The following is a 22,917-nucleotide window of genomic DNA, read 5'->3' as shown; positions in this document are numbered from 1 at the left end:
GCAGGATAGCTTATCGGTAGCTAACCGTCCCTCCATCCACATGACCAAGCGTTGCACTTATTATCTGAATTCGCGCTCATCTATATTGCTATCACTAGACAATAATGTGGCGGTTAATCAGGAGAAGGGAATGGGCAGGCGCAATATTGCCGGTTTACTGTGTTCACTGTTGCTATGGAGCAGCCTGGCGGCACGGGCAGATACACTGGCGTTTCTGGCGGATGACCAGCTGGCGCAGGTTAAACAGCAGCTGGCGGATAATCGGGCCGCGCCGCAAACGGTCGCGGCCTGGCAGGCGTTACAGCGTCAGGCAGATAAGGCGCTGCAACACCCGCTGATGAGTGTGACGGATAAAACCCTTACCCCCGAGGGAGGCTCGAAGCACGATTATCTGAGCCTGAGCGCCTACTGGTGGCCTGACAGCCGCAAGGCTGACGGACTGCCCTGGGTGCGACGCGATGGTGAGGTGAATCCCGCCAGTAAAAATGATCAGTCTGATGGCGTGCGCCTTGCGGCGTTTACTGCCGATGTGCAGGCACTGACGCTGGCGTGGTATTTCTCCGGTGAGCAGCGCTATGTCGATAAAGCGATGGCGCAGCTGCGCCACTGGTTTATCGCGCCGCAGACGCGTATGAATCCCAGCCTGACTTTTGCTCAGGGCGTGCCAGGTATTGGCGCAGGGCGCGCCTCCGGTATTCTCGATGGCCGTTATTTTGCCACGCGCATTGTGGATTCACTGCTGATGCTGCGCCATGCGCCGGGCTGGCAGGCCAGTGATGAGCAGGCGATGCAGCAATGGATGAGTGATTACTTACACTGGTTGCAGACCAGTAAAAATGGGCAGAAAGAAGCCCAGGCGCAAAACAATCATGGCAACTGGTATGCCGTGCAGGTGGCGGGTATTGCCTGGTATCTGCAACGGCCGGAGGTGATTAAGCAGATGGTGGCGCTGGCGCAGAGTAAGCTGGCGTATCAGATTGCTGCGGATGGCTCACAGCCGAAAGAACTGGCGCGTACCCGTTCGTTTCACTACAGCTGGTTTAATTTGCAGGCGTTGACGGCATTAGCGGAGCTGGCGGCGAAAGCGGATGCCGGCGATCTGTGGCGTTACCAGAATGCGCAGCAGGCCGGGATTCTGCGGGCGCTGGATTTTATGGCGCCGTTTAGTGATGATCAGAAAAAATGGCCTTATAAATCAATGGACAGGGTCAGCGTGAGAATTATTCCGCTGCTGTCGCTGGCCGATAACCGGCTGCAGGATAATCGTTACCAGCGCTGGACTGAGCAGGCGAACTTTACAGCAACGGGCGATCAGCAGGGGGAGAAACGGGGTGCCGTGATTGCGGCGCAGCGTGATACCTGGCTGCTGTCGTTGCCGCGGACGTCGCAGATGGCAAGATGAACCTGATGTCGTCTGATTGATCGGGATACCTCGGGGAGATCATCCCGCGCTCCTGCGCGGGCAAGCCGCGCCGGAGCCATCGGGATGTTTCCCCGAAAAACAGACGTTACTGTAGTCTGTGATACACTGTTGTTAGTGTGTGCTTACTTTCATTTTGCTCTTGGCTGTTGTCAGACGGCACGCAACTCATCATACGACACCATCACATGCTCACGGTACGCCGGGCGCTCCGTCAGACGCTGATAGTATTTCTGCAGCGCGGGTAAATCGGCGCGTGCGATTGGGATATCGTAGTAACGGAACAGCAGATAACCGAACTGAATATCCGCCAGAGTAAACTGGTCGCCCACCAGATAGTCGTGCTGCTGCAAACGGGCTTCGGCGATCTGCAACAGTTTCGTCAACTGCGCAATCGCTGCGTCGATAGCCTGCGGGTCGCGGTCTTTTTCCGCCGTACGTACCATCGGCCAGAAAATCGGCCTGGTAAAGGCCGGGGAAACGTTAATCTTCGCCCATTCTGCCCAGACATCGATGGTGGCGCGTTGAGCGTTGTCTTTTGGCCAGAACGGCGCATCGCCATACTGGCTGGCGAGGTAACGCAGAATCGCACCGGTTTCGAACATCGGCGCACCGCCGTTATCGCTCAGCACCGGCACCAGCCCGTTAGGGTTCATGGCCAGAAATTCCGGCGTGTCGTTGCCGCCATATTTATGGCCGATATCGATACGCTGAAAAGGAAGATGCAGCTCGCCGATACACCACATCAGCGCCTGCACGTTAGATGATGTTTTCCTGCCCCACACTGTCAGCATTGCACTCTGCTCCCGATTATCGTCAGACCGGTCTTCAGCATACTGCAATTCCGCGCATTTTTTATGACGTAAACGTGTGATTGTGCGTTTGCCATACCGCACGACCACATGACTGTGCGGCTGCTCTGGCGATCTCGTGTTTTCTCTTTAGCAAGCCATTTCGTGGTATTCAACAGGCCGATTAACCGCGAAAGCGCGCGCTATTACACCGATTGAATTGCAGGTGCGCTGGTAAAGTGGAGGATGTAAAAGTGGCTTTTGACTCTGATAAAGTTATTCCTGACCATGCCGATATTCGCTGGACGGGATGCCATTTGAAGGCAAATTCCAATAACCAGGATGTAAACCATGATGCTGAAGAAAATCAGTCATCGGCTTCCTTCCTCAATTGTCGTCCAGAAGCATCAGGAAGAGCGTCTGCGCTGGAAACAGTGTCAGCGAAGTTACACGTTCCAGCCGATTTATCAGGTCTCGGGTCGGCTGATGGCAATTGAGTTGCTTACCGCGGTGTTTCACCCTTCCGCGCCGGGCCAAAGGTTATCGCCAGAAGACTACTTTGCCGCGCTTGATATTTCTCAGCGGCTACATATTGTGCGGGAACAGCTTGAGCTACTGTCCCACTGGGAAAGCAAATTTGTTGATGGCGGCCTGGTCGCTTCCGTCAATATTGATGGTCCGACGTTACTTGCCCTTCAGCACCATTCGCAGATTCGTTCGTTGATCTCCCGGTTGCCATGGATACGCTTTGAGCTGGTTGAGCACCATGTGTTGCCGCAGGAAGAGATTGTGGCGCAGATGCCGGAACTGGGGCCGCTGTGGCTGGATGACTTTGGCGCCGGAATGGCGAATTTCTCCGCGCTGACAGAACTCAAATATGACTATATTAAACTGTCGCGTGAATTATTTGTGCTGCTGCGGAAAACGGAAGAAGGGCGCAATCTGTTTTCCATGCTGCTGGCGCTGATTAATCGTTACTGCCGGGGTGTGATTGTCGAAGGGGTTGAAACCATTGAAGAGTGGGAGCAGGTACGCAGTTCACCCGCTTTCGCTGCTCAGGGTTACTATTTCTCGCGGCCAGTGCCATTTGAGCAACTGACCGACCTGCCGCTCCAGCTCGCCTGATGCCGATCTCCCCTGTCTCGACTATCTTTATCAGAGACAGGAGATCAGCACGGGGTGGGAGATGTCGCGTAGCGGGAAGATTATCAGCATCATTGTCGGGATTTTTCTTTTACTGGTTGTCGTCGTGGTACTGGTGGTGGCGTTCTTTGACTGGAATCGCCTCAAGCCGACCATTAACCAGAAAGTGTCGACGGAGCTGAACCGGCCGTTTGCGATTCGCGGCGATCTCGGCGTTGTCTGGGAACGCAACCGCGACGAGACGGGCTGGCGCAGCTGGGTGCCCTGGCCGCATATCCATGCCGAAGATATTTTGCTCGGTAATCCGCCTGAAATTCCTGAAGTGAGCATGGTGCATCTGCAGCGCGCAGACGCCACGCTGGCACCGTTGTCGCTGCTGGCTAAGCAGCTCTATATTCCCTGGATCAAACTCCAGCAGCCAGATGCCTTACTGGTACAGACGGCTGACGGCAAAAATAACTGGACCTTCAGTCTCGCGGGTAGTGATGATCCGCAGCAAACGCAAACCCCCTCCAGCTGGTCGTTCCGCCTCGACACCATTATGTTTGACCGCGGCGAGATCGATTATCGCGACGCCATCAATAAAGCCAGTGTAAAGGTGCAGGTCAACTCGCTGGGTAAAGCGGTGCCGTTCGCGCAGATTGCAGGCGGTGATGAGACGTCGCAGCAGGCCGCGGATTTCGTTTTTGGCTGGAAAGCCAGCGGCACGTATAACAATGAGCAGCTGAAGGGTGAGGGTAAGATCGGTGGCATGCTGTCGCTGCGCAGCCAGACCACACCCTTCCCGATTGAAGCGGATGTGCGTAACGGCAGTACGCGAGTGCGGGTGGCCGGTACGCTGCAGGACCCGCTGAATCTCGGCGGGCTGGATCTGCGCCTGCGTTTTTCCGGCGACACGCTTGCCAGTCTGTATGGTTTAACCGGCGTGTTGCTGCCGGATACCCCGCCGTATGAAACCGATGGTCACCTCTCTGCCCGTTTCCGTGAGCAGGGGGGCGCGGTATTTCATTACCAGAACTTTAACGGCCATATTGGCGACAGCGATATTCATGGCTCACTGACCTACCAGCAGAGCGAGCCACGGCCGAAACTGACGGGCGAGCTGGAATCACGTCAGTTGCGGATGGCGGATTTGGGCCGCTGATTGGTGTGGAATCGGGTAAAGGCAGCGAGAAAACCGTGCAGGCGAAAGCGAAACGCGGTGAGGCCAGTACCCAGCCTGCCGATCGCGTGCTGCCGCACGATAAGTTTGATACCAAAAACTGGCGGGCGATGGATGCTGACGTCAAATTCAGCGGTAAGCGTATCGAGCACGGCAGTGCCTTGCCGCTCAGCGATCTGAATACCCATTTAATCCTGAATAACGGTGACTTACGCCTCGATCCGCTGCGCTTTGCGCTGGCGGGCGGCACGCTGAATGCCACCATTCATCTCGAAGGTGACAAAACACCGATGCGCGGGCAGGCCGAGATTCATGCCCGCAAGCTGCGCCTGCGTCAGCTGTTTACCGGCGTGGAAGCGATGCAGAGCAGCCTGGGACAGCTGAATGGCGACGCCAGCCTAAGCGGACGCGGTAATTCGGTGGCGGATTTGCTGGCGACCAGTAACGGCGACCTGAAACTGCTGATGAACGACGGGCTGATCAGCCGCAACCTGATGGAGATTGTCGGGCTGAATGTTGGCAACTATGTGGTGGGTAAACTGTTTGGCGACGATGAGGTTCGGATTAACTGTGCCGCAGCCGATCTCAATGTGCGCAATGGCCTGGCATCGACACGGCTGTTTGTTTTCGATACGGAGAATGCGGTGATTAATATTTCCGGCAACGCGAACTTCGCTACGGAGCGGCTCGATTTATCCATTGATCCGGAAAGCAAAGGGATTCGTATTATTACCCTGCGTTCACCACTGTATGTGCGCGGCACCTTTAAAAGCCCGGATGCCGGGGTGAAAGCGGGGCCATTGCTGGCACGTGGTGCGGCTGCGGTGGCACTGGGGGCGGTTGTGACGCCTGCCGCTGCGCTGCTGGCGCTGGTGTCACCCAACGATGGTGATGACAATCAGTGCACCAGGGTGCTACAGCAGATGAAGACGAAGAAATAGTGCGATAAAAAAAGCCGGTGCAATCGCCGGCTTATTTATTTTGCTGTCGCAGTGATTACAGCGACTTATGACGTGTTTCCTGAGTCAGTAACAGCGCCAGCAGCGTCAGGGAGGCCATGGCCGCCAGATACCAGCCCACCGCGTACAGGCCGTAAGTGGCGGTCAGCCAGGCGGCGATATACGGTGCTACAGACGCGCCAAGAATCGACGACATATTGTAGGAGAACGACGCGCCGGTATAACGCACTTCGGTCGGGAACAGCTCCGGCAGCAGCGCGCCCATTGGGCCGAACGTCAGACCCATAATGCTCAGGCCCAGCACCAGGAAACTCATCACCAGCCATTGCTGACCTGAACCCAGCAGATGCGGGAACACCAGGGCAAAGCCGATAATCAGCGCGGTAATGGTGATCATCGTCTTACGACGACCAAAACGGTCCGCCAGGATACCGGCAATCGGCACCATCACACCAAAACCAATTACCGCCACCATCAGCATCCACAGGAAGCTGTTACGTGAGTAACCCAGGCCCGCCGGCTGCGCCGCAGTACCGTAACTCATTGAGTAAACAGTCATGATATAGAACAGCGTATAGGTCGCCAGCATGATAAAAGTACCGAGGATGGTCGCTTTCATATGCTTGCTCAGCAGCGTACCAATCGGCACTTTAACCTGTGCTTTTGCCTGCTGTACTTTGGCAAATACCGGTGATTCATGCAGTGAAACACGGACATACAGACCAATCAGCACCAGCACAGCGGAGAGGATAAACGGCACACGCCAGCCCCACTCCATAAACTGTTGCTCGGTCAGGATCCACGACAGCAGCAGGAAGGTGCCGTTAGCGAAGAAGAAGCCAATTGGTGCGCCCAGCTGTGGGAATGAACCGTACAGCGCGCGTTTTTTCGCTGGCGCATTTTCGGTTGCCAGCAGCGCCGCGCCGCCCCATTCACCACCGAGGCCCAGACCCTGGCCGAAACGTGCCAGTGCCAGCAGCAGCGGTGCGAACACGCCAATGGTTTCATAACCCGGCAGCAGGCCGATCAATACGGTGGAGATACCCATGGTCAGCAGCGAGGCGACCAGTGTGACCTTGCGCCCTGCGCGGTCACCAAAGTGACCAAATAGCGCGGAACCAATTGGACGCGCAACAAAGGCGATCGCAAAGGTCGCCAGCGACTGCAGTGTTGCAACGGTAGCATCACCCTGAGGGAAGAAAATATGCGGGAAGACGATAACGGCTGCCGTGGCATAAATATAGAAATCGAAAAATTCGATCGCGGTACCGACGAGGGAAGCGACCACCACTTTGCCACGTGAGTTGACGGGGGTGTGTTCCTGTTCGGTATCGAGAGTTTCAGCGATGGAGGCTTGCATAGTTTATTCTTTTTTATAAAACGAGAACAGGAATCTTACGCACAGAGCATGCCGTGTTCAATGGTGAAAACCCGCGCCAGCACTGGCCTGGGGCGGGTAAAAGAGGATAATTTTTGTCAGCGGGACTTTGCTGGCGAATGGCAGGGCGAAGCGTCGCTTTTTCAGAGTGAATCACTGCAAAACGGTTAAATAAAAGTTAGCAGTCAGCGATAAATGCTGTCTTTTGCTCACTATTTATGCATCGGGCAAGATTTTTAACTGACGTGGTCGCTATGCGTATGACGATCCGGCATTTTCTCATCACCTTTATACTGTGCGGTGGCAATCCAGGCGGCGCAAAACAGCGTCAGACGAGCGAAGAAGTAGAAAAAGGCCATCAGTCCCAGCACGGAACCAAACGCCGCGCCCGATGGAGATGAAGCCAGTTTCGGCAGTGTCAGCGTCATAATAAATTTAATCACTTCAAAACCGATGGCGGCCAGCAGCGTGCCACGCAACAGTGCTTTTTTGCGCGGCTTATGGCGCGGCAGTATCCAGAAGATCCACAGAAACAGCAGATAGTTGGCGAAAATCGAAATCGTCAGCGCAATGATGGTCATTGCCGGGCGCAGCCACTCGATATGGTCGAGCCCCAGCGCCTGCACAATCGCCGCCTGCGCCGCCCCTGCCACGGAAGTGAGCGACAGGGTAATAATCAGCGCCAGTACCAGACCGGTAAGCGAAATAAAGTCGCGGGTATATTTGAAGTAAATCTTCTCATTGTCGGCCGGATTACGCTCCCAGACATCGCGCGACTGAGCGCGGATCGCTTCGCGCAGATTACCCATCCAGCTGATACCGGAGTAGAGCGCGATCAGCAAACCGGTCAGACCGACGGTGGTGCGCTGCTGTACGGCGGTATTAACGGTGTTTTTCAGTGTGCTGGCCAGCGTGGGATCGCTGATGCCGCTGACCATCTTATTGATCAGCTCCGTCAGCAGGTCCGGGTGTGACGCCAGCACAAAACCGACAGCAGCAAAGGAGACCATCAGAATCGGGATCAGTGACAGAAAGGAGAAATAGGTAATCGCGGCACCAAACTGACTGCCGAGGCGGTCGTTAAACCGTTCTCCGGCACGGATAAAATGTGCCACGGCCGGGATCGCCTGCACCCAGCTGGCAAAGCATGAAACGCGGGAGATCGAATGGTCGACGGCTTTTACACCGGTTTTGAGGGGCAGGGCTGATGACTTTTCTGTGGTCTGTGGTTGCTTATCCGTCATTAAGCGCGGGTATCCTGTTGGTGACTGATGTCTATAGTATAGCCTCCTAAATAATTCGGGCTGCAGGAAGGCGGCAACGCAGCGAATCCCCGGGAGCTTACTTTAGTAAGTGACCGGGGTGAGTGATAAATCTGCCAAAGGCAGATTTGAACGCTGCTTGCAGCGGCCCCAACGGGGCGAGGCCGTGAGAGGGGCCGAGTAGCAAAGCCAACGCACCTGCAGCCCGCATTATGACGGAGGATCGGCGTAGCGTTTCATGGCCTGGGTCAGCCACTCCATAAACACCTGCACGCGGCGCGCCAGATTGCGCCGGTGCGGATAGATCAGCGACACTGGCATGGGCTGGGCGCGAAACGCGGGCAGAATCTCCACCAGGCTACCCTCTTCAAGGGCAGGCTGCATGCCGACGCGTGGCGCCTGGATAATCCCCAGCCCGGCGATACAGGCGGCGCGATAGGTTTCGGTACTGTTGACCGTCAGCACGCCCCCGGTCTGAATACGCTGGCACTGTTTGCCATCGAAATACTCGAAACCATCCGGTGGCGTCCCCAGCTGCTGGCTGTAATGCACCATCGCATGCTGTGACAAATCCTCCAGCGACTGCGGCGTGCCAAAACGCGCCAGATACGCCGGGCTGGCGCAATTGATCATCGGCAGATGGCCGAGCGGGCGGGAAATCAGCCCGGAATCTTTCAGCACGCCGACGCGTACCACGCAGTCGAAACCTTCCCGTATCACATCGACCAGCCGGTCGCTGCTGCTGAGTTCCAGTTCAATACCCGGATAGTGCTGCAAAAATTCCGGCAGGCGCGGGATAACGAAGTTGCTGGCGAGACTGACTGTCATATCGACGCGCAGGCGGCCGCTGAGGGTCGCGGGATCGTTCTGGAACATGGCATCCATTTCATCGAGCGTGGCCAGCAGGTCGCGGCAGCGTTCGTAATAGATCATGCCATCCTGAGTCAGCTGCACACGGCGGGTGGTACGATGCAGCAGGCGTGCGCCCATCTGATTTTCCAGCGCCTGTAGCTGCCGTGAAACGCTGCCTTTTGGCAGACCGAGACTCTCCGCGGCCCGGGTAAAACTCTGCATTTCCGCTACTCTGACAAAAACCTGCATTGCATGAATTTTATCCACCCGTCACCCCGATTGTTGTTATGAATGAAACAATGAAACGCAGTTACCTGTGTTTATAGATCAAAATCGGAAGAATATCCTTACTTTCGTCCAGACTTATCCACGAGGAGCAGAAAATGACGCGTAAAATTGCATTGATCACCGGTGGCAGCCGCGGTTTAGGTAAGAATGCGGCGCTAAAACTGGCGAAAAAGAACAGTGATATCATTTTGACCTATCGCTCTCAGCAGCAGGAAGCCGACGCGGTAGTGAAAGAGATTCAGGCCACCGGCGCCCGTGCGGTGGCGCTTCAGCTGGATGTGGCGGACAGCAGCAGCTTCGATGCGTTTGCTGTGGAAGTGAAAAAACAGCTTAAAGACATCTGGCAGCGTGATAGTTTCGATTATTTATTAAACAATGCCGGTACTGGCCTGCATGTGCCGTTTGCCGAAACTACCGAAGCGCAGTTTGATCAGCTGGTGAGCGTGCATTTCAAAGGGCCGTTCTTCCTGACGCAGAAACTGTTGCCGTTGCTGGCTAACGGCGGTCGTATTCTGAATGTCTCCAGTGGGCTGGCGCGCTTTAGCCTGCCAGGGCACTCCGCTTATGCGGCGATGAAAGGGGCGATGGAGGTGCTGACGCGTTATCAGGCGAAAGAGCTGGGGGCGCGCGGTATTGCGGTGAATATTATCGCGCCGGGTGCCATCGAGACCGACTTCGGTGGCGGCGTGGTACGTGATAATGCGCAGATGAATGCCTTTGTGGCGTCACAAACCGCGCTGGGCCGTGCTGGCCTGCCGGACGATATCGGCGATGCCATCAGCATGATCCTCAGCGATGAAAGCGGCTGGATGACGGCGCAGCGTATTGAGGTGTCGGGCGGGATGTTTATCTGATGGCATGATGCAGCTAAAGCGGTCTCTGGTGGCCTCATACTGAAAGCCTGATACGGGTCACTTAAGCATTCTATCGTGCCCTGCGCTGCCTGACTGCTCCCCCGGGCTGGCGGGTTCTCGCGCCACGCTTCGCGTGGTGCCTTCACTCCTCTCGTCAGCCTGACGGACCGGCGATAACGGGACGTCCCTGTCCCGAATCGCCTTGCGCCCGCGTCCTGGCCCCTCCCTTCGTTCAGCGCTGCGGATATGCCGGTCCGGGGGAGCAGCCAGTCAGCCGTGTGAGTGCGCAATCGTATATGAGTTAACAACCTGGTTTGCATTCTGGCTGATGGCCGTTTGCAAATGAGCTTGCCATCGCCAGCAAAAACTGGCCGCTGATGTTGAAGTGTATAGCGAGGCATCGTCTAACCAGCGGTTTTATGCCAAAAACGGGGGTTGCTGACTGGCATCTCAGATACGTTAATTAGCATAATTCAAAGCACTTCAGTTGAATTTTACGGATAATAAAAAAACAAAAAAGGCCCGATCATCGGGCCTTATTGTAAAAGGAATTCTGTTAAATTTCTTGTAGTTCACGTACAAGATGACCTTTTAGCTTCTTACGCAATAAGGTAGCAGAAGAATGTCTTTTACTAATCGTCAGGCTGGCTTTGAGGTCGCACAAATGCGCCTCAGCATTCATAGAGCGAGTTTTCAACTCAGCAGAAACTAACGCCTTAAATACTTTTTTCTCGCCGTTTATAGGGGTGAGAAACGCTGAACGTTTTTGCTTATTGTAAGACGACATAGCATGCTCTCCCCTCTGTAACTGTTTTATACGAATGCAATTCTTCCGGTATCAATGATCGCGGAGCTTTCTTTGGCAATCCTGTTCGCTCATTATAGCGCGGTTCACTTTTTAACCCAAGCATATAGTCATACGTCTCTTCCAGAGTAGTACGGCGACCGATATCAACAACTCCACCGGATGCAGCCTGGAAAGCAAAACCGCCTATATTGAATTTCTCAAAGTGAGCGATTAATGCTAATGAGACCGTTTGCAAAACGACGGCGCCCCCCAATCCTTCAAAATTTACGTGACGAAAATCGGCCAAATTTTCCATCCCGTCGAATACGTCAAAATAGACCTCAGCCATTCCGTTTACAGGAAAAGGAACGCCAGCCGGCATTTGGTATCCAATGCGATTAAAGGTTAGCTCGTCAGCCAGGCTGCCAACAATTACCGTATATAATTGATTTCCCGCAACAAAAACGTAGCTATGGTGAACTCGATGATCATAGATGAACTTCTTTCGTCTTAAAACATAATCATCAAGAAATAATTCTTCTTCTATAAGCACTTATCACTCCTTTGAGAAGCGTTTAGATCGTGGGGCCCATTCTTCTATACTTCGCTCAAACCTGCCTGTCAATGCTGTCTGAAGGAGGGCTGATTTTATTGGCAATAGCCAGCGAAAATGCCAACGAGTGTGCAGGTGAATGCAAATACCCATCAGGCAAATATCCCCATGATTTTATGGGGAACCGAGACCATGCTGATCACGAATCCCCTTTATTAATGATGGGCTTTATCAGACGCGGATGGTGCCGTTAATCACGGTAACGGTTTGCCCGCCAATCCAGATGCCGTCCGGGCGATAGCTGACCTGCAACCGGCCGTTGCGCTGCAGGGCGCTGCCCTGACGCACGCGATAATCTTCCGTCTGTCCCTGTGCCTGCAGATAACGCGCCAGGCAGGCGTTGGCGCTGCCGGTGACCGGATCTTCGACCAGCGTCCCTTTCTCCACTAACAGGCCGCGTACTTCATACTTTTCTTCTGCCTCCGTCAGCAGACCAAACGGCATCAGACCGTTGACCTGTGCCAGTTGCTGCAGTTCGGCAAAGGCGGTGACATCCGCTTTGATCGCCAGCACCGCATCTGCAGAGAGCATCGGCACCAGCAGCCAGCGAATGCCCATATCCACCACCATCGCGCTTTCGCCGGTGAAGGCATCCGTGTTGAGTGCGCGACCGATCAGTTCATGGCTAAACGGCGTCAGAGTGACTGGCGGTGCGGAGAAGGCCAGCGCTCCGCTGGCATCGATGGCGATATCCACCAGACCGACACCGCACTGCTGGACAATTTTGCCCGGAGTGTTCAGCGTAATCCCCGCTTCCAGCAGGGCGTGTGCGGTGCCGAGCGTCGGGTGGCCGGCAAACGGCAATTCGGTATCCGGAGTAAAAATGCGTACGTGGTAATCGGCTGCCGGATCGCTGGCTGGCAGCACAAAAGTGGTTTCCGACAGGTTAGTCCAGCGGGCAATGGCGGCCATCTGCGCATCACTCAACCCGTCCGCCTGCATGATCACGGCTAAAGGATTACCATTAAAAGGGGAACTGGTAAAAACGTCGACTTGTTTAAAGGGGATTAGCTGGCTCATCGCTGTCTCATGGCAATTTCTGATTGCCATATTACTAATGTGAAGCGGTTGCTATCGTCAACTCATCTCTGTATCAATAACGCTATGCAGTATACCCGTCATAATTCAAGCTGCAGGTGCGTTGGCTGCGCCCGCTCACCCCAGTCACATAGCTATCTATGCTCCCGGGGATTCGCGGGTTTGCCGCCTTCCTGCAACTTGAATTATTTAGGGTATAACCGATAAGTGGCGGAATTATGTTGAAAATTCTGGGAAAAGCATCATCAATCAATGTCAGAAAAGTGCTCTGGCTGTGTGACGAACTGGAGATTCCTTTCCGGCGTGAGGACTGGGGCGACGGCTTCCGTTCAACTCAGGACGCTGAATTTCTGGCGCTCAATCCTAACGCGATGGTGCCAGTGATTCAGGAAGGTGACTTTGTGATGTGGGAGTCGAACGCCATTATTCGCTATCTGGCGAATGCCCATGGTGGTGAGTGGCTCTATCCGCAGCATCCGCGGGCGCGGGCGCCAGTCGATCAGTGGATTGACTGGCAGGCCACAGAACTGAATACTTCATGGCGCTATGCGTTTATGGCGCTGGTGCGCAATTCTCCGGCGCATCAGGATCCCCGGCTGATTGCCGCTGCCTGCAAAGGCTGGGCGTATACCATGGGCATTCTTAATCAGCAGCTGGAAAAAACTGGCCACTTTGTTGCCGGCAAAGACTTTACCCTGGCAGATATTCCTCTCGGTCTGTCGGTGAACCGCTGGTATGAGACACCGCTGGACCACCCGAATTTGCCTGCGGTGCGTGCCTACTATGAGCGGTTAACCGAACGCCGTGCCTATGTCGCCTGGGGACGCAACGGTACTCCCTGACATCAGGCGATGCCCGGCGGCAGACCGCTCATTTCGCAGGCCAGCGCGCCTGCGCGTTTCAGCGCATAGCTGTAGCGTTCATCAAACGGGTAGCAGCAGGAGAGGCGCAGCGCATGGCGGCAGCGGTCGCTGAGGGTATAGAGTGCGCCAGGCGTGACGCAGATTTTCTCCTGCAGCAGACGGTGAAACAGCTCGACACTGTCGACGTTGCCCGGTAGTTCCACCCAGAAGACAAAGCCGCCCTGCGGTAGCGTGGCGCGTGTACCCTGCGGAAAGTGGCGGGCAATCAGCCCACGCGCCTCATCCATCTGCCGGGCGTAGCGCCGGCGCAGGGTGCGCAGGTGGTGATCGTAGCCGCCGGACTCAAGAAAAGTGCCTAATGTTTCCGAAAGCAGCATCGATTCCGACATCGACGATACCGCCTTCAGGCGCGCGATCTGGGCCGCGAAACGGCCCGCAACAATCCAGCCCACACGAAAATCCGGTGCCAGCGTTTTGGTAAAGCTGGAGCAGTACAGTACCCAGCCGTGCTGATCGAAGGCTTTGACCGCAGGCGTCAGCGGCCAGTCAAACTGCAGTTCACCGTATAACCCATCTTCCAGCAGTGGCACTTCGTAGCGATTGACCAGTTGCGCGAGGCGCTTTTTATCAGCCAGCGTCATGCTGCAACCCAGCGGATTCTGCACCGTCGGCATGGCAATCAGTGCATTGATGCGTTTTTCCGTTAACAGCATCTCCAGCGCATCCAGCGACAGACCACGTTGCGGGTCGGTGGGGATTTCAATCGACTTCAGGCCAAGGCTGGCCAGCAGCGGAAACAGATAAAAATAGGTTGGGGTTTCCAGACCGACGCAGTCGCCGGGTTTGGTCACTGCCCGCAGCGCCAGCTGCAGTGCTTCCATACAGCCGTGGGTGAGGGTGACATCGTCGGCGGTCAGCGCCATACCGGAGTCCATCGCGCGGCGGGCGATTTCCCGTCGCAGTCGCGCACTGCCGGGTGGCAGGGCATAGCGGCTAATCATCTCCGGCTGGCGCCGCAACAGAGAGGCGCTGATGCGTCCCAGTTTCGCTGCCGGGAAGAAATCACCGGTTTGCGGGCAGGCGAGGGAGATATTGGTGTAGTCCGGGTGATTCTGTGCGGCAAATACGGTATCAATCAGATCGAGTTTTTCACTGCTGGGCGACGAGACCTGCGCCCGGTGCTTACCGCTGCGCGTGACCGACGGCAGCATACCGCGCACGTAATAGCCAGACTGTGGCCGGGCTTCGATCAGGCCACGATCTTCCAGGATCCGCCAGGCATTCAGCACCGTATTGACGCTAACCTGATGTGAACCGGCGACGCGACGAATGGCGGGCAGTCTGCTGCCGGGCGGCCAGGTGCCATGATGAATCGCCGTGGCAAAGGTTTCCGCCAACTGATGATAAAGCGTGTTTTCCTGCGGTTCGATAATGGACACAATTGCCTCCCGGTTTGATGGGTACAATCTGGAAGTTATGCAGATTGTACTCAATACAATAGTTGTTTTGTGTATCTGTTACCATCCCCGTGGCTTTCTTACACTGGTCTTCCACTTACCCGTTTGCAGGAATGCATCATGTTCGATCCCACGTTTTTTAGCTATGTCACGGTGATGTCGATTACGCCCGGCCCCAATAATCTGCTGCTGGCGACCTCCGGGGTAAATTTCGGCCTGCGCCGCACGCTGCCGATGGTGGGCGGCATTCTGCTGGGGTGTGTGGGTCAAATTGCGTTAGCCAGTGCGCTGCTGGAGGTGCTGCTGCTCTGGATGAGTCAGGTGCGCCTGCCGCTGACCCTGCTGGGCTGCGGTTATCTGCTGTGGCTCTCCTGGAAACTCTACCGCTCGTCTGCACCGGAAATGCGCGCCAGCGTACGTCCGATGACGGTGACTGGCGGCATACTGTTTCAGGCGGTGAACCCGAAATCCTGGCTGATGGCGACCAATGTCGCGCTGTTATACAGCGCCAGTAATGGCGTCATCACCACTATGGCGGGCTTTATGTTGCTGAATCTGCCGTGTGTGATGGTGTGGGCGGTGATGGGCGATCGTCTGCGTCATCATCTGCAGGTGGCGTGGAAGCTGAAACTGTTTAACAGCGTGATGGCGCTGTCGCTGGTGGCGACCACATTATGGATGCTGATTGACGCGCTGCAGTTCTGACCTGATGCCGTGGCACGGAATGCCACGGCAAAGCGCCATCTTGTGCGGTGGCGCAGAAAGAAAGCTTTACCTTACGCATCATCGCTTTAATACTCCCTGCAAACAGAAGAATAAAACATCAGTCCCGACGGCTGCGGCGCCGTCCTCTGTGCAAGGAGCCTGCTTTTGACCTCTCTTACCCCTGAAATGTGGCTGGCGGCGCTGGTCGTCGGCATTACCATCCTGCTGTGGGCCACCTCACTGCTGCCGGAATTTATCACTGCCTTACTGTTTTTTGCTGCCGCGATGCTATTGCATATCGCGCCAGCGGCGACGGTGTTCAATGGCTTTGCCTCCTCCGCCTTCTGGCTGGTGCTGAGCGGCTTTGTGCTCGGGCTGGCGATTCGTAAAGTGGGACTGGCCGACCGGCTGGGCTACGCGCTGGCTGCCCCGTTAACCACCTCGTGGCTGCGTATGGTGGGTGGGGTGATTATTATCAGCTACCTGCTGGCGTTTGTGATGCCGTCGAATATGGGACGCATTGCACTGATGATGCCGATTGTCGGCGCGCTGGCGAAACAGGCCGGACTGCGTGAAGGCGGCCGTGGCTGGATTGGCCTGGCGCTGGCGACAGGCTTCGGGACGTTCCAGTTATCGGCCAGCATCCTGCCTGCCAATGTACCCAATATGGTGATGATGGGTGCGGCGGAAAACTCGTTTGGGCTGCATCCTGGCTATATGCCGTGGCTGTTCCTGCATACGCCAGTGGTTGGCGTGCTGAAAGGTGTGCTGCTGACGCTGTGTATCTGCTGGCTGTTCCCGGCCACGCCGCAACCGGTACAGCGCCAGCCGCGTTTACCGGCACTGAGTGGCGAAGAGCTGCGTCTGATGGCCGTGCTGCTGCTGACACTGCTGCTGTGGATGACCGACAGCCTGCACGGCATCTCGCCAGCATGGGTCGGCCTGACGGCTGCCTGTTTCTGCCTGCTGCCGCGCGTCGGTTTTCTGACCGGTGAGGCGTTTGGCAATGGGGTGAATTTCCGTACCTGCCTGTATGTTGCGGCGATCCTTGGCGTGACGGCGGTTGTGGTGGATTCCGGCCTTGGAGAAGCCATCGCGAGCGCGTTGCTGACCGTTGCACCACTGGATAAAGCCAGTCCGTTCCTCAGCTTTATCTCGCTGAATGCGATTACCACTGCGCTTAATTTTGTGGTCACCGCCAATGGTGTGCCAGCGATGTTTACGCCGATGGCCAATAGCTTTGCCGAAGCTTCAGGCTTCTCGCTGATGACGGTGATGATGATTCAGGTCTTTGCCTACGCCACGCCGCTGCTGCCGTATCAGGCGTCGCCGATTGTGGTGGCGATGGGATTAGGCAATGTGCCGCCGCGGGATGCGATAAAATTGTGTCTGATGGTGGCACTGGTCAGTACGCTGGTGCTGCTGCCGCTGGATTATCTGTGGTTTAAGCTGCTGGGTTATCTGTAAACAGCACGGCGGCAGCGTTGCCGCCGTGAGAGTACACACTTACTTCGCGTGAGCGGTTGCGGCGCTGTCGTGCGCTTCGTCGTTCGCTGCCTGCGTCAGTGGCAGGTAATCCAGCTGCAGAATGCGGCTGGTTTCCGCCAGCTCTTTCTCGGTCGCGGCGACGTTACCATTCAGCTTCATACCGTAAGATGGGATGATCTGCTTCAGCTTCGCCTGCCATTCTGGCGTGCTGATTTTATCGCTGAACACTTTCTTCATCAGCTCCAGCATAATCGGCGCGGCAGTGGATGCCCCAGGCGATGCGCCCAGCAGGGCAGAGATCGTGCCATCCTGCGAGGTCACCACTTCGGTGCCAAGGCGCAGTACGCCGCCTTTTTTGGCATCTTTCTTGATGATCTGCACACGCTGACCCGCCACGGCTAAACGCCAGTCCTCTTTCTTCGCTTCCGGGAAATACTCCTGCAACGCTTTATGACGGTCATCGTCGTTGAGCATCACCTGGCTAACCAGGTATTTCACCAGATCGAAGTTATCCAGCCCCACATGCATCATCGGTTTGATGTTGGACGGGGTGATGGAGGCGAACATATCCCACAGAGAACCATTTTTCAGGTACCTGGTGGAGAAGGTGGCGAACGGGCCAAACAGCAGTACCTGCTTGCCATCCAGCACGCGGGTATCGAGGTGCGGCACGGACATTGGCGGCGCGCCAACAGATGCTTTACCGTACACTTTCGCCAGATGACGCTGCACCACGTCCTGGTTTTCCGTCACGAGAAACTCGCCGCCGACCGGGAAACCTGCGTAGTTGTTCACTTCCGGAATACCGGCTTTCTGCAGCAACGGCAGTGCCGCGCCGCCTGCGCCAATAAAGATCTTTTTCGCCTGGATAACGCGCTGTGCGCCGCCGTAATTCAGGTCGGCAACGGTGACGCGCCAGCTGCCATCATCGTTGCGCGTAATATCGCGCACTTCATGACGAGTGCTGAGGCGGAAATTCGCGCTTTTTTCCAGCGAGGCAACCAGCTGGCGGGTGATTTCGCCAAAGTTGATGTCAGTGCCCATCTGAATACGCGTGGCGGCCACTTTCTCGTTGCGGTCGCGCCCTTCCATGATCAGCGGAACCCACTGCTCAATCACTTCCGGGTCTTCCGAGTATTCCATGCCGCGGAACAGGGTGCTTTTCTGCAGCGCGTCATAGCGCTTGCGCAGGAAGTTAACGTTGTCTTCACCCCAGACAAAACTCATATGCGGCGTGGTATTAATAAAGCTGCGCGGATTCTGCAATGCGCCACGCTGAACCTGGTAAGCCAGGAAGCGGCGCGATACCTGGAAAGCTTCGCTGATATCGACTGCTTTAGCGATATCGACCGAGCCATCGGCATTTTCCGGGGTGTAGTTCATCTCAGCCAGCGCGGAGTGGCCGGTTCCGGCATTGTTCCAGCCGTTCGAGCTCTCCTGAGCTACGCCATCAAGACGTTCAACCATCTCAATGGACCAGTTCGGTTCCAGTTCGTTCAGGTAGGTGCCCAAAGTGGCACTCATCACACCACCGCCGATCAGTAACACATCGACGCTTGATTCCTGTTCCGCACTGGTTTGTTTGCTAAAGCCCAAAGCATTCATACACAGCGTCAGAATTCCTGCTGTTTTGCGCATAAGGCACATCTCCGACTGTTGATTTTCTCAACATTTCTTTTCAGGTGAAACAGCGCACGCCTCTGCCGGGCGATTGTTCTGTTTCCTCAGTGTTTATAAGGGTACAAACCTTGAAGCCAAAAACACCTGGTGTGGGTTAACGACACGTTATACATGCGTCCCGAAATATAACACCATGGAAGAGAATTTGAACATTTTGTTTAAAGCTTAAAAAGTAAGCGACGCCATATCGCTGGCTGAAGCGATCAGCCGCGCAGGCCTAACGGCAGGAATGTTAAAAAGTTTTTACAGCCTTTAACATAAGGTGCGGGTTGATTGTGCAATAAATTTTTTTTTCAGGGCAGAGTGTCGTCCACCCGCTGCAACATCCACGGCCAGAACGGGTTGGAGGAGATACGCATCAGCATGTCGAGGCTGACAATCAGCACCGAACGCTCGCCGCGCGGTGTCAGGCGGCCAAAGCTGACGCCATACTCGTTGGGATGATCGGGATAGCGCCCGTACAGCGAATCACTGAACGGGAACGGCAGCGCGACGTGAGAAAGCGAGTAGATATCCGCCGGATAATCGATGCCCAGCGGCTGGATCTCTGTGCTGCTGCTGCCCGCCAGCGTACGGCGCGCGACGGCGGCGTTGTTGGTCGGGGAAGTGCTGGTGATAAGCGTAGTGGTGTAGCGACGTGGTGGCGCAGGCAGTAAATGCTCACTGGCATGCTGGGCGCTGCTGCGCATCAGCGGCGACAGCTGCAGCGACTGCTTAACATCAAACAGCACCAGCTCACTGCCATTGGCAGGCAGCTGGTTATACAGCGCGTTGATCACTGCCGGTGTGCTGACGGTAGCGTCCGCCACCGACTGGAAAGTGAGTACCGGCGGCAGGTGTTGCAGTGTGTTATCGCGTGAGTCGTCAATAATCTCTTTCTGCAGGGCGCGTGTCAGCAGCCAGGTCTGGCGTGCGGCTTTCACCGGGAACGAGTTGTATTTAAACGGATTAAATTCCGGCAGAATCCCCAGCCAGGCCGTGCGGGCAAAGGCAGGTAACAGCGATGGCAGGCCTGCCAGCCCGGCATAACGGGCATAGCCGCTGACGCCAATCATCGGTGAGATCAGCACCAGTCGCTGCGGTGCAGGAAGCTGCGGATCACTCAGCGCATCCAGCGCATATTTCAGCGCCAGTGCGCCGCCATTGGAAAACCCCATCAGATGCAGCGGCGTATCCGCTGGCGTCAGGCGACGCGCTTCCCGCACTGCCAGTCGGGTGGCCGCCATCCACTCTTCCCAGTCAACCCGCGTCAGCGCGCCAGGCACGGTGCCGTGGCCGGGCAGGCGGATGGCGACGGCGACAAATCCCTGCAGCTGGTAGTGCTGCGCGAAGTGCCGCAGGCTGTAAGGCGAATCGGTCAGACCATGCAACAGTACCACCGCGCCACGCGGCTGACCCTCTGGCAGCAGAATATAGGAGCGGTTCCAGTCGTGGGTGAAGCTGCCCGGGTAAACCGGACTCTTCGCGGCATAGCGGTTGAAGGTTTCCGGTTGCTGATCAGTGAGTTTATCGGTGACATGGGTCTTCACATCGGCAAACAGCTGGTTTTCGTGTTGCATCCAGCCTGCCCAGTCAGCTTTGTCCAGCTGACTTTCACTCATTTCGTCAGGCACCCAGGTGTGCCATAGCTCTAATGCCGGCCCCTGTTCCGTGACGGAGATACGGATCAACAGCAACACCGCCACTACCGCAACAAACAAAATCACAGCGCATTTTAGCCAGGTTTTTGTCTGTTGCAGCATCAGGTTAGCCCCTTTTGATGATCAGATTTTGAAGTAGCGGCGGTAAATGGTGCGAATGACGAAATATTCCACTGCGCCCAGCAGCAGAAACCACAGGCAAAACACCACGGTATACAGCTGGCCGATATCCTGAAAATGGAAGGTGGCCATCAGGGTTTTGGTGAGTTGAATACCAAACCACGGGGCAGGCAACAGCATGGCTGAGAAAAAGCCCAGCAGCAGGATGCCCATCGGCATCATCCAGGTTTCAAAAGTGCTTTTCATCTTATTTTAAGCAGGTTGGCAGACGTTAGTGGCTATTGTCAGCCAATATCGGCGCATATTCAATGCATGCGCTGCGCGGCATAAGCTGTTGATCTTATTTATGCTGCGGCGACAACGCTGATGGATTTTTATGCCGCCAGATTAGCAAACGTTAAAATGTATAGCCGATGCTATACTCAAATCCATGATTTTACTGTCTTTTTTATTTTAAAAACGCGTGGTAGCATGCGCTCACTTTTGAACAATTGAGCAATATTAACGACAACGGATAACCCGATCCGGCGTCAGTTAATCGGAATTTTATGAGCCTGTATGCCACTCTGATCCTTGCCTTTGCTATGTCGATGGATGCGTTTGCCGCCGCCATAGGCAAAGGTGCTGCACTGCACCGGCCAACGCTGAAAGAAGCGCTGCGCACCGGGCTGATTTTTGGCGTGATTGAAGCGCTGACGCCACTGATTGGCTGGGGTATTGGCCTGGCGGCCAGCAAATTTATTATGGCCTGGGATCACTGGATCGCGTTTGCGCTGCTGTTTATTCTCGGTGCCCGCATGGTGCGTGAAGGTCTGCGCCGCTCGGATGAAGGAGAAGCGCAGCCGCCGCATCGCCATGGTTTCCTGTTGCTGGTCACTACTGCGATTGCCACCAGCCTGGATGCGATGGCGGTGGGTGTCGGCCTGGCGTTTCTGCAGGTCAATATCGTGCTCACAGCCCTGACCATTGGTGCGGCAACCACCTTTATGGCAGCGTCCGGTATTCTGCTTGGCCGTTTCCTTGGCCCGATGATGGGCAAATGGGCGGAAGTGCTGGGTGGTGTGGTGCTGATTGGTATTGGCTGCAACATCCTGGTGGAGCATCTGGGACTGCTGAGCTGAGTCGGGTCCTCTCCCTCTTCTTACCGGGTGCATCCTGCACCCGGATATCTGATAAATCAATCACCTGCACTCTGACTGTGGTCAATTTTCTGCCGGAAAACCCTTTTTCGTTTAGCTTTTGTTTAAGTTTCTTTTTGCATACTCGAATGAGTTTTTGTGATCTACTTCAAAATTTATTGCATAAAAAAGCACCTGCTTGTATACTTTTTGTTGCGTAATTCAAAAAAAGTTTAACAGGTAGCCTTATGAAAAAGATTTTTAGCTATGTGTTCCGTGCATACGTAGAGACGTTCAAGCACGTACCACCTGGCGCACTGAACTAATTTGCCTCACCAGGGCAAAAAGAACCCTCGATAACCGCGGCCAGGGATCGGACCGATGGTTATCAAACTCCAGCTTCCTCTATTTTTCCATCGCAACAGATTGCCTGCCGCTGCGTATGCCGCTATGATTTTTGCCACAGGGTGATGGCGTTCCACCTTACCCAACCGCCTGCTGATATCTTCAGCGGCTGATGACGCCTGACAACCATAATCCTCTCCGGGGAGTCGTGTGTTTGTCAGGAGATCAGCAACTGTACGCCTTCCTGTCTTACCCGCTTCCCTGAGCAACTGCAAAATTTTAGGGGCTGTTCCTGATGGTAAAATCGATGCTTGCGGTAATGATCGGCGGTGCGCTGGGCTGTGCGCTGCGCTGGATTATCTCTTTACGTTTCAACGCGCTGTTTCCCAATCTGCCGCCGGGCACACTGATCGTCAATCTGGTGGGTGGCTTTATTATCGGTGTCGCGCTGGCTTATTTCCTGAAGAATCCGCATCTTGATCCAATGTGGAAGCTGTTGATTGTCACGGGTCTGTGTGGCGGTTTAACCACCTTCTCGACGTTCTCGGCGGAAATTGTGGTGCTCCTGCAGAGCGGCAACTATCTGTGGGCGATGACCAGTGTGATGACCCATGTTATCGGTTCACTGCTGATGACCTTTGCCGGATTTGCACTGGTGAATGTGCTGGGGTGAGTACGGTAGTGGATAACTGCTCCCTCCTGTTGTGACATATTATAGACATCGGCTATTCCTCCATGTTGTAACCGCATGGAGGAACTGAATGTAAATCTGCACTCAATCGCGTAAAAATTGTACGCACCGGATTGTTTCGTGTCGTTATCATCTTTATATTGTTCATCGTTTATCACCGTCATGTTTAAGGGAAAGAATATGAGTGGGGCGGATTCAAGTTCGAAGTGCAACGCTAAGCCGCCTGTCTTAACTCTGCAAAGACCACTGAAGGCTGCCGGAAC

General features: G+C 55.3%; 20 protein-coding genes, 1 pseudogene and 1 riboswitch. Of the genes and pseudogenes, 10 read left to right on the top strand and 11 right to left on the bottom strand.

The window, feature by feature from the left end; all coding sequences use genetic code 11:
• Window positions 1-130 precede the first annotated feature (130 nt).
• Window positions 131-1,402: an alginate lyase family protein gene (locus ACSZO1_RS14575; protein ID WP_437613759.1), complete on the top strand. Its 1,272-nt coding sequence runs from the start codon at window positions 131-133 to the stop codon at window positions 1,400-1,402.
• A gap of 170 nt (window positions 1,403-1,572) precedes the next feature.
• Here ACSZO1_RS14575 and ACSZO1_RS14570 read toward each other — a convergent pair whose 3' ends face one another.
• Window positions 1,573-2,214 carry a glutathione S-transferase family protein gene (locus ACSZO1_RS14570; RefSeq protein ID WP_437613757.1) on the bottom strand — a complete coding sequence of 214 codons (642 nt, stop codon included), beginning with the start codon at window positions 2,212-2,214 and terminating at the stop codon, window positions 1,573-1,575.
• A 348-nt stretch (window positions 2,215-2,562) separates the two neighbouring features.
• Here ACSZO1_RS14570 and pdeH point away from each other — a divergent pair, with 348 nt between their 5' ends.
• Both pdeH and ACSZO1_RS14560 read left to right on the top strand, forming a co-directional pair.
• Entirely contained in the window at window positions 2,563-3,336 is a 774-nt protein-coding gene (gene pdeH, locus ACSZO1_RS14565; RefSeq protein WP_437613755.1) for a cyclic-guanylate-specific phosphodiesterase, read from the top strand.
• A 61-nt stretch (window positions 3,337-3,397) separates the two neighbouring features.
• Window positions 3,398-5,457 (top strand): annotated as a pseudogene (locus ACSZO1_RS14560) (AsmA family protein).
• Window positions 5,458-5,512: 55 nt separating this feature from the next.
• Here ACSZO1_RS14560 and ACSZO1_RS14555 read toward each other — a convergent pair.
• From ACSZO1_RS14555 to ACSZO1_RS14545, 3 genes are all read right to left on the bottom strand, one after another.
• Entirely contained in the window at window positions 5,513-6,835 is a 1,323-nt protein-coding gene (locus ACSZO1_RS14555; RefSeq protein WP_437613753.1) for an MFS transporter, read from the bottom strand.
• 254 nt (window positions 6,836-7,089) lie between these two features.
• A complete protein-coding gene (gene yhjD / locus ACSZO1_RS14550; protein ID WP_437613751.1) occupies window positions 7,090-8,097 on the bottom strand; it encodes an inner membrane protein YhjD in 1,008 nt (335 codons plus the stop codon).
• Between the two features lie 228 nt (window positions 8,098-8,325).
• Window positions 8,326-9,234: a LysR family transcriptional regulator gene (locus tag ACSZO1_RS14545; protein WP_437613749.1), complete on the bottom strand. Its 909-nt coding sequence runs from the start codon at window positions 9,232-9,234 to the stop codon at window positions 8,326-8,328.
• Window positions 9,235-9,350: 116 nt separating this feature from the next.
• Between ACSZO1_RS14545 and ACSZO1_RS14540 the strand changes: the two genes are divergently transcribed.
• Window positions 9,351-10,109 carry an SDR family NAD(P)-dependent oxidoreductase gene (locus tag ACSZO1_RS14540; protein WP_437613747.1) on the top strand — a complete coding sequence of 253 codons (759 nt, stop codon included), beginning with the start codon at window positions 9,351-9,353 and terminating at the stop codon, window positions 10,107-10,109.
• 556 nt (window positions 10,110-10,665) lie between these two features.
• Here ACSZO1_RS14540 and ACSZO1_RS14535 read toward each other — a convergent pair.
• The 3 genes from ACSZO1_RS14535 to ACSZO1_RS14525 form a co-directional block, all read right to left on the bottom strand.
• A complete protein-coding gene (locus tag ACSZO1_RS14535; RefSeq protein ID WP_437613745.1) occupies window positions 10,666-10,896 on the bottom strand; it encodes a hypothetical protein in 231 nt (76 codons plus the stop codon).
• Window positions 10,880-11,449, bottom strand: coding sequence for a hypothetical protein (locus tag ACSZO1_RS14530; protein ID WP_437613744.1), 570 nt, complete (start codon window positions 11,447-11,449; stop codon window positions 10,880-10,882). The genes ACSZO1_RS14535 and ACSZO1_RS14530 overlap by 17 nt, the downstream gene beginning before the upstream one ends.
• A 231-nt stretch (window positions 11,450-11,680) precedes the next feature.
• Complete coding sequence (locus tag ACSZO1_RS14525) at window positions 11,681-12,529, bottom strand: PhzF family phenazine biosynthesis protein (RefSeq protein ID WP_437613742.1); 849 nt, start codon at window positions 12,527-12,529, stop codon at window positions 11,681-11,683.
• A gap of 236 nt (window positions 12,530-12,765) precedes the next feature.
• Here ACSZO1_RS14525 and ACSZO1_RS14520 point away from each other — a divergent pair, with 236 nt between their 5' ends.
• Window positions 12,766-13,389 (top strand): glutathione S-transferase family protein, encoded by a 624-nt coding sequence (locus tag ACSZO1_RS14520; protein ID WP_437613740.1) that lies wholly within the window; start codon window positions 12,766-12,768, stop codon window positions 13,387-13,389.
• A gap of 2 nt (window positions 13,390-13,391) precedes the next feature.
• Here the strand turns inward: ACSZO1_RS14520 and ACSZO1_RS14515 are convergent, their stop codons facing one another.
• Window positions 13,392-14,849 carry a PLP-dependent aminotransferase family protein gene (locus ACSZO1_RS14515; RefSeq protein WP_437613738.1) on the bottom strand — a complete coding sequence of 486 codons (1,458 nt, stop codon included), beginning with the start codon at window positions 14,847-14,849 and terminating at the stop codon, window positions 13,392-13,394.
• Between the two features lie 138 nt (window positions 14,850-14,987).
• On the opposite strand from ACSZO1_RS14515, the gene ACSZO1_RS14510 reads away from it, so the two are divergent.
• Entirely contained in the window at window positions 14,988-15,572 is a 585-nt protein-coding gene (locus tag ACSZO1_RS14510; protein ID WP_437613736.1) for a LysE family translocator, read from the top strand.
• A gap of 186 nt (window positions 15,573-15,758) precedes the next feature.
• Window positions 15,759-17,039: an SLC13 family permease gene (locus ACSZO1_RS14505; protein ID WP_437613763.1), complete on the top strand. Its 1,281-nt coding sequence runs from the start codon at window positions 15,759-15,761 to the stop codon at window positions 17,037-17,039.
• Window positions 17,040-17,078: 39 nt separating this feature from the next.
• Here the strand turns inward: ACSZO1_RS14505 and mqo are convergent, their stop codons facing one another.
• The 3 genes from mqo to ACSZO1_RS14490 form a co-directional block, all read right to left on the bottom strand.
• A complete protein-coding gene (gene mqo / locus ACSZO1_RS14500) occupies window positions 17,079-18,698 on the bottom strand; it encodes a malate dehydrogenase (quinone) (protein WP_437613734.1) in 1,620 nt (539 codons plus the stop codon).
• 335 nt (window positions 18,699-19,033) lie between these two features.
• A complete protein-coding gene (locus tag ACSZO1_RS14495; RefSeq protein WP_437613732.1) occupies window positions 19,034-20,482 on the bottom strand; it encodes an alpha/beta hydrolase in 1,449 nt (482 codons plus the stop codon).
• Window positions 20,483-20,503: 21 nt separating this feature from the next.
• A complete protein-coding gene (locus ACSZO1_RS14490; RefSeq protein WP_437613730.1) occupies window positions 20,504-20,746 on the bottom strand; it encodes a DUF1158 domain-containing protein in 243 nt (80 codons plus the stop codon).
• 302 nt (window positions 20,747-21,048) lie between these two features.
• On the opposite strand from ACSZO1_RS14490, the gene mntP reads away from it, so the two are divergent.
• The 3 genes from mntP to crcB all read left to right on the top strand — a co-directional run bounded on the left by mntP (window position 21,049) and on the right by crcB (window position 22,636).
• Window positions 21,049-21,621 (top strand): manganese efflux pump MntP, encoded by a 573-nt coding sequence (gene mntP / locus ACSZO1_RS14485; RefSeq protein WP_437613728.1) that lies wholly within the window; start codon window positions 21,049-21,051, stop codon window positions 21,619-21,621.
• Window positions 21,622-21,866: 245 nt separating this feature from the next.
• Complete coding sequence (gene azuC / locus ACSZO1_RS14480) at window positions 21,867-21,944, top strand: stress response protein AzuC (RefSeq protein WP_437613761.1); 78 nt, start codon at window positions 21,867-21,869, stop codon at window positions 21,942-21,944.
• A 131-nt stretch (window positions 21,945-22,075) separates the two neighbouring features.
• Window positions 22,076-22,152: riboswitch (Fluoride riboswitch) on the top strand.
• A gap of 106 nt (window positions 22,153-22,258) precedes the next feature.
• Complete coding sequence (crcB, locus tag ACSZO1_RS14475; protein WP_437613726.1) at window positions 22,259-22,636, top strand: fluoride efflux transporter CrcB; 378 nt, start codon at window positions 22,259-22,261, stop codon at window positions 22,634-22,636.
• Window positions 22,637-22,917 lie beyond the last annotated feature (281 nt).

The sequence above is a fragment of the Erwinia sp. V71 genome, assembly GCF_965644245.1.
GTDB lineage: Bacteria > Pseudomonadota > Gammaproteobacteria > Enterobacterales > Enterobacteriaceae > Erwinia.
The sequence above is the reverse complement of the archived record's forward strand: the minus strand, read 5'-3'. Positions and strand labels throughout refer to the sequence as shown.

Excerpts from the sequence above, each read along its gene's own strand:
- ACSZO1_RS14490 (WP_437613730.1), bottom strand. The coding sequence starts at position 20,746 with ATGAAAAGCACTTTTGAAACCTGGATGATGCCGATGGGCATCCTGCTG.
- ACSZO1_RS14510 (WP_437613736.1), top strand. The coding sequence starts at position 14,988 with ATGTTCGATCCCACGTTTTTTAGCTATGTCACGGTGATGTCGATTACG.
- ACSZO1_RS14505 (WP_437613763.1), top strand. The coding sequence starts at position 15,759 with ATGTGGCTGGCGGCGCTGGTCGTCGGCATTACCATCCTGCTGTGGGCC.
- pdeH (WP_437613755.1), top strand. The coding sequence starts at position 2,563 with ATGATGCTGAAGAAAATCAGTCATCGGCTTCCTTCCTCAATTGTCGTC.
- mqo (WP_437613734.1), bottom strand. The coding sequence starts at position 18,698 with ATGCGCAAAACAGCAGGAATTCTGACGCTGTGTATGAATGCTTTGGGC.
- yhjD (WP_437613751.1), bottom strand. The coding sequence starts at position 8,097 with ATGACGGATAAGCAACCACAGACCACAGAAAAGTCATCAGCCCTGCCC.
- ACSZO1_RS14520 (WP_437613740.1), top strand. The coding sequence starts at position 12,766 with ATGTTGAAAATTCTGGGAAAAGCATCATCAATCAATGTCAGAAAAGTG.
- ACSZO1_RS14525 (WP_437613742.1), bottom strand. The coding sequence starts at position 12,529 with ATGAGCCAGCTAATCCCCTTTAAACAAGTCGACGTTTTTACCAGTTCC.
- ACSZO1_RS14575 (WP_437613759.1), top strand. The coding sequence starts at position 131 with ATGGGCAGGCGCAATATTGCCGGTTTACTGTGTTCACTGTTGCTATGG.
- mntP (WP_437613728.1), top strand. The coding sequence starts at position 21,049 with ATGAGCCTGTATGCCACTCTGATCCTTGCCTTTGCTATGTCGATGGAT.
- crcB (WP_437613726.1), top strand. The coding sequence starts at position 22,259 with ATGGTAAAATCGATGCTTGCGGTAATGATCGGCGGTGCGCTGGGCTGT.
- ACSZO1_RS14570 (WP_437613757.1), bottom strand. The coding sequence starts at position 2,214 with ATGCTGACAGTGTGGGGCAGGAAAACATCATCTAACGTGCAGGCGCTG.
- azuC (WP_437613761.1), top strand. The coding sequence starts at position 21,867 with ATGAAAAAGATTTTTAGCTATGTGTTCCGTGCATACGTAGAGACGTTC.
- ACSZO1_RS14535 (WP_437613745.1), bottom strand. The coding sequence starts at position 10,896 with ATGTCGTCTTACAATAAGCAAAAACGTTCAGCGTTTCTCACCCCTATA.
- ACSZO1_RS14495 (WP_437613732.1), bottom strand. The coding sequence starts at position 20,482 with ATGCTGCAACAGACAAAAACCTGGCTAAAATGCGCTGTGATTTTGTTT.
- ACSZO1_RS14540 (WP_437613747.1), top strand. The coding sequence starts at position 9,351 with ATGACGCGTAAAATTGCATTGATCACCGGTGGCAGCCGCGGTTTAGGT.
- ACSZO1_RS14555 (WP_437613753.1), bottom strand. The coding sequence starts at position 6,835 with ATGCAAGCCTCCATCGCTGAAACTCTCGATACCGAACAGGAACACACC.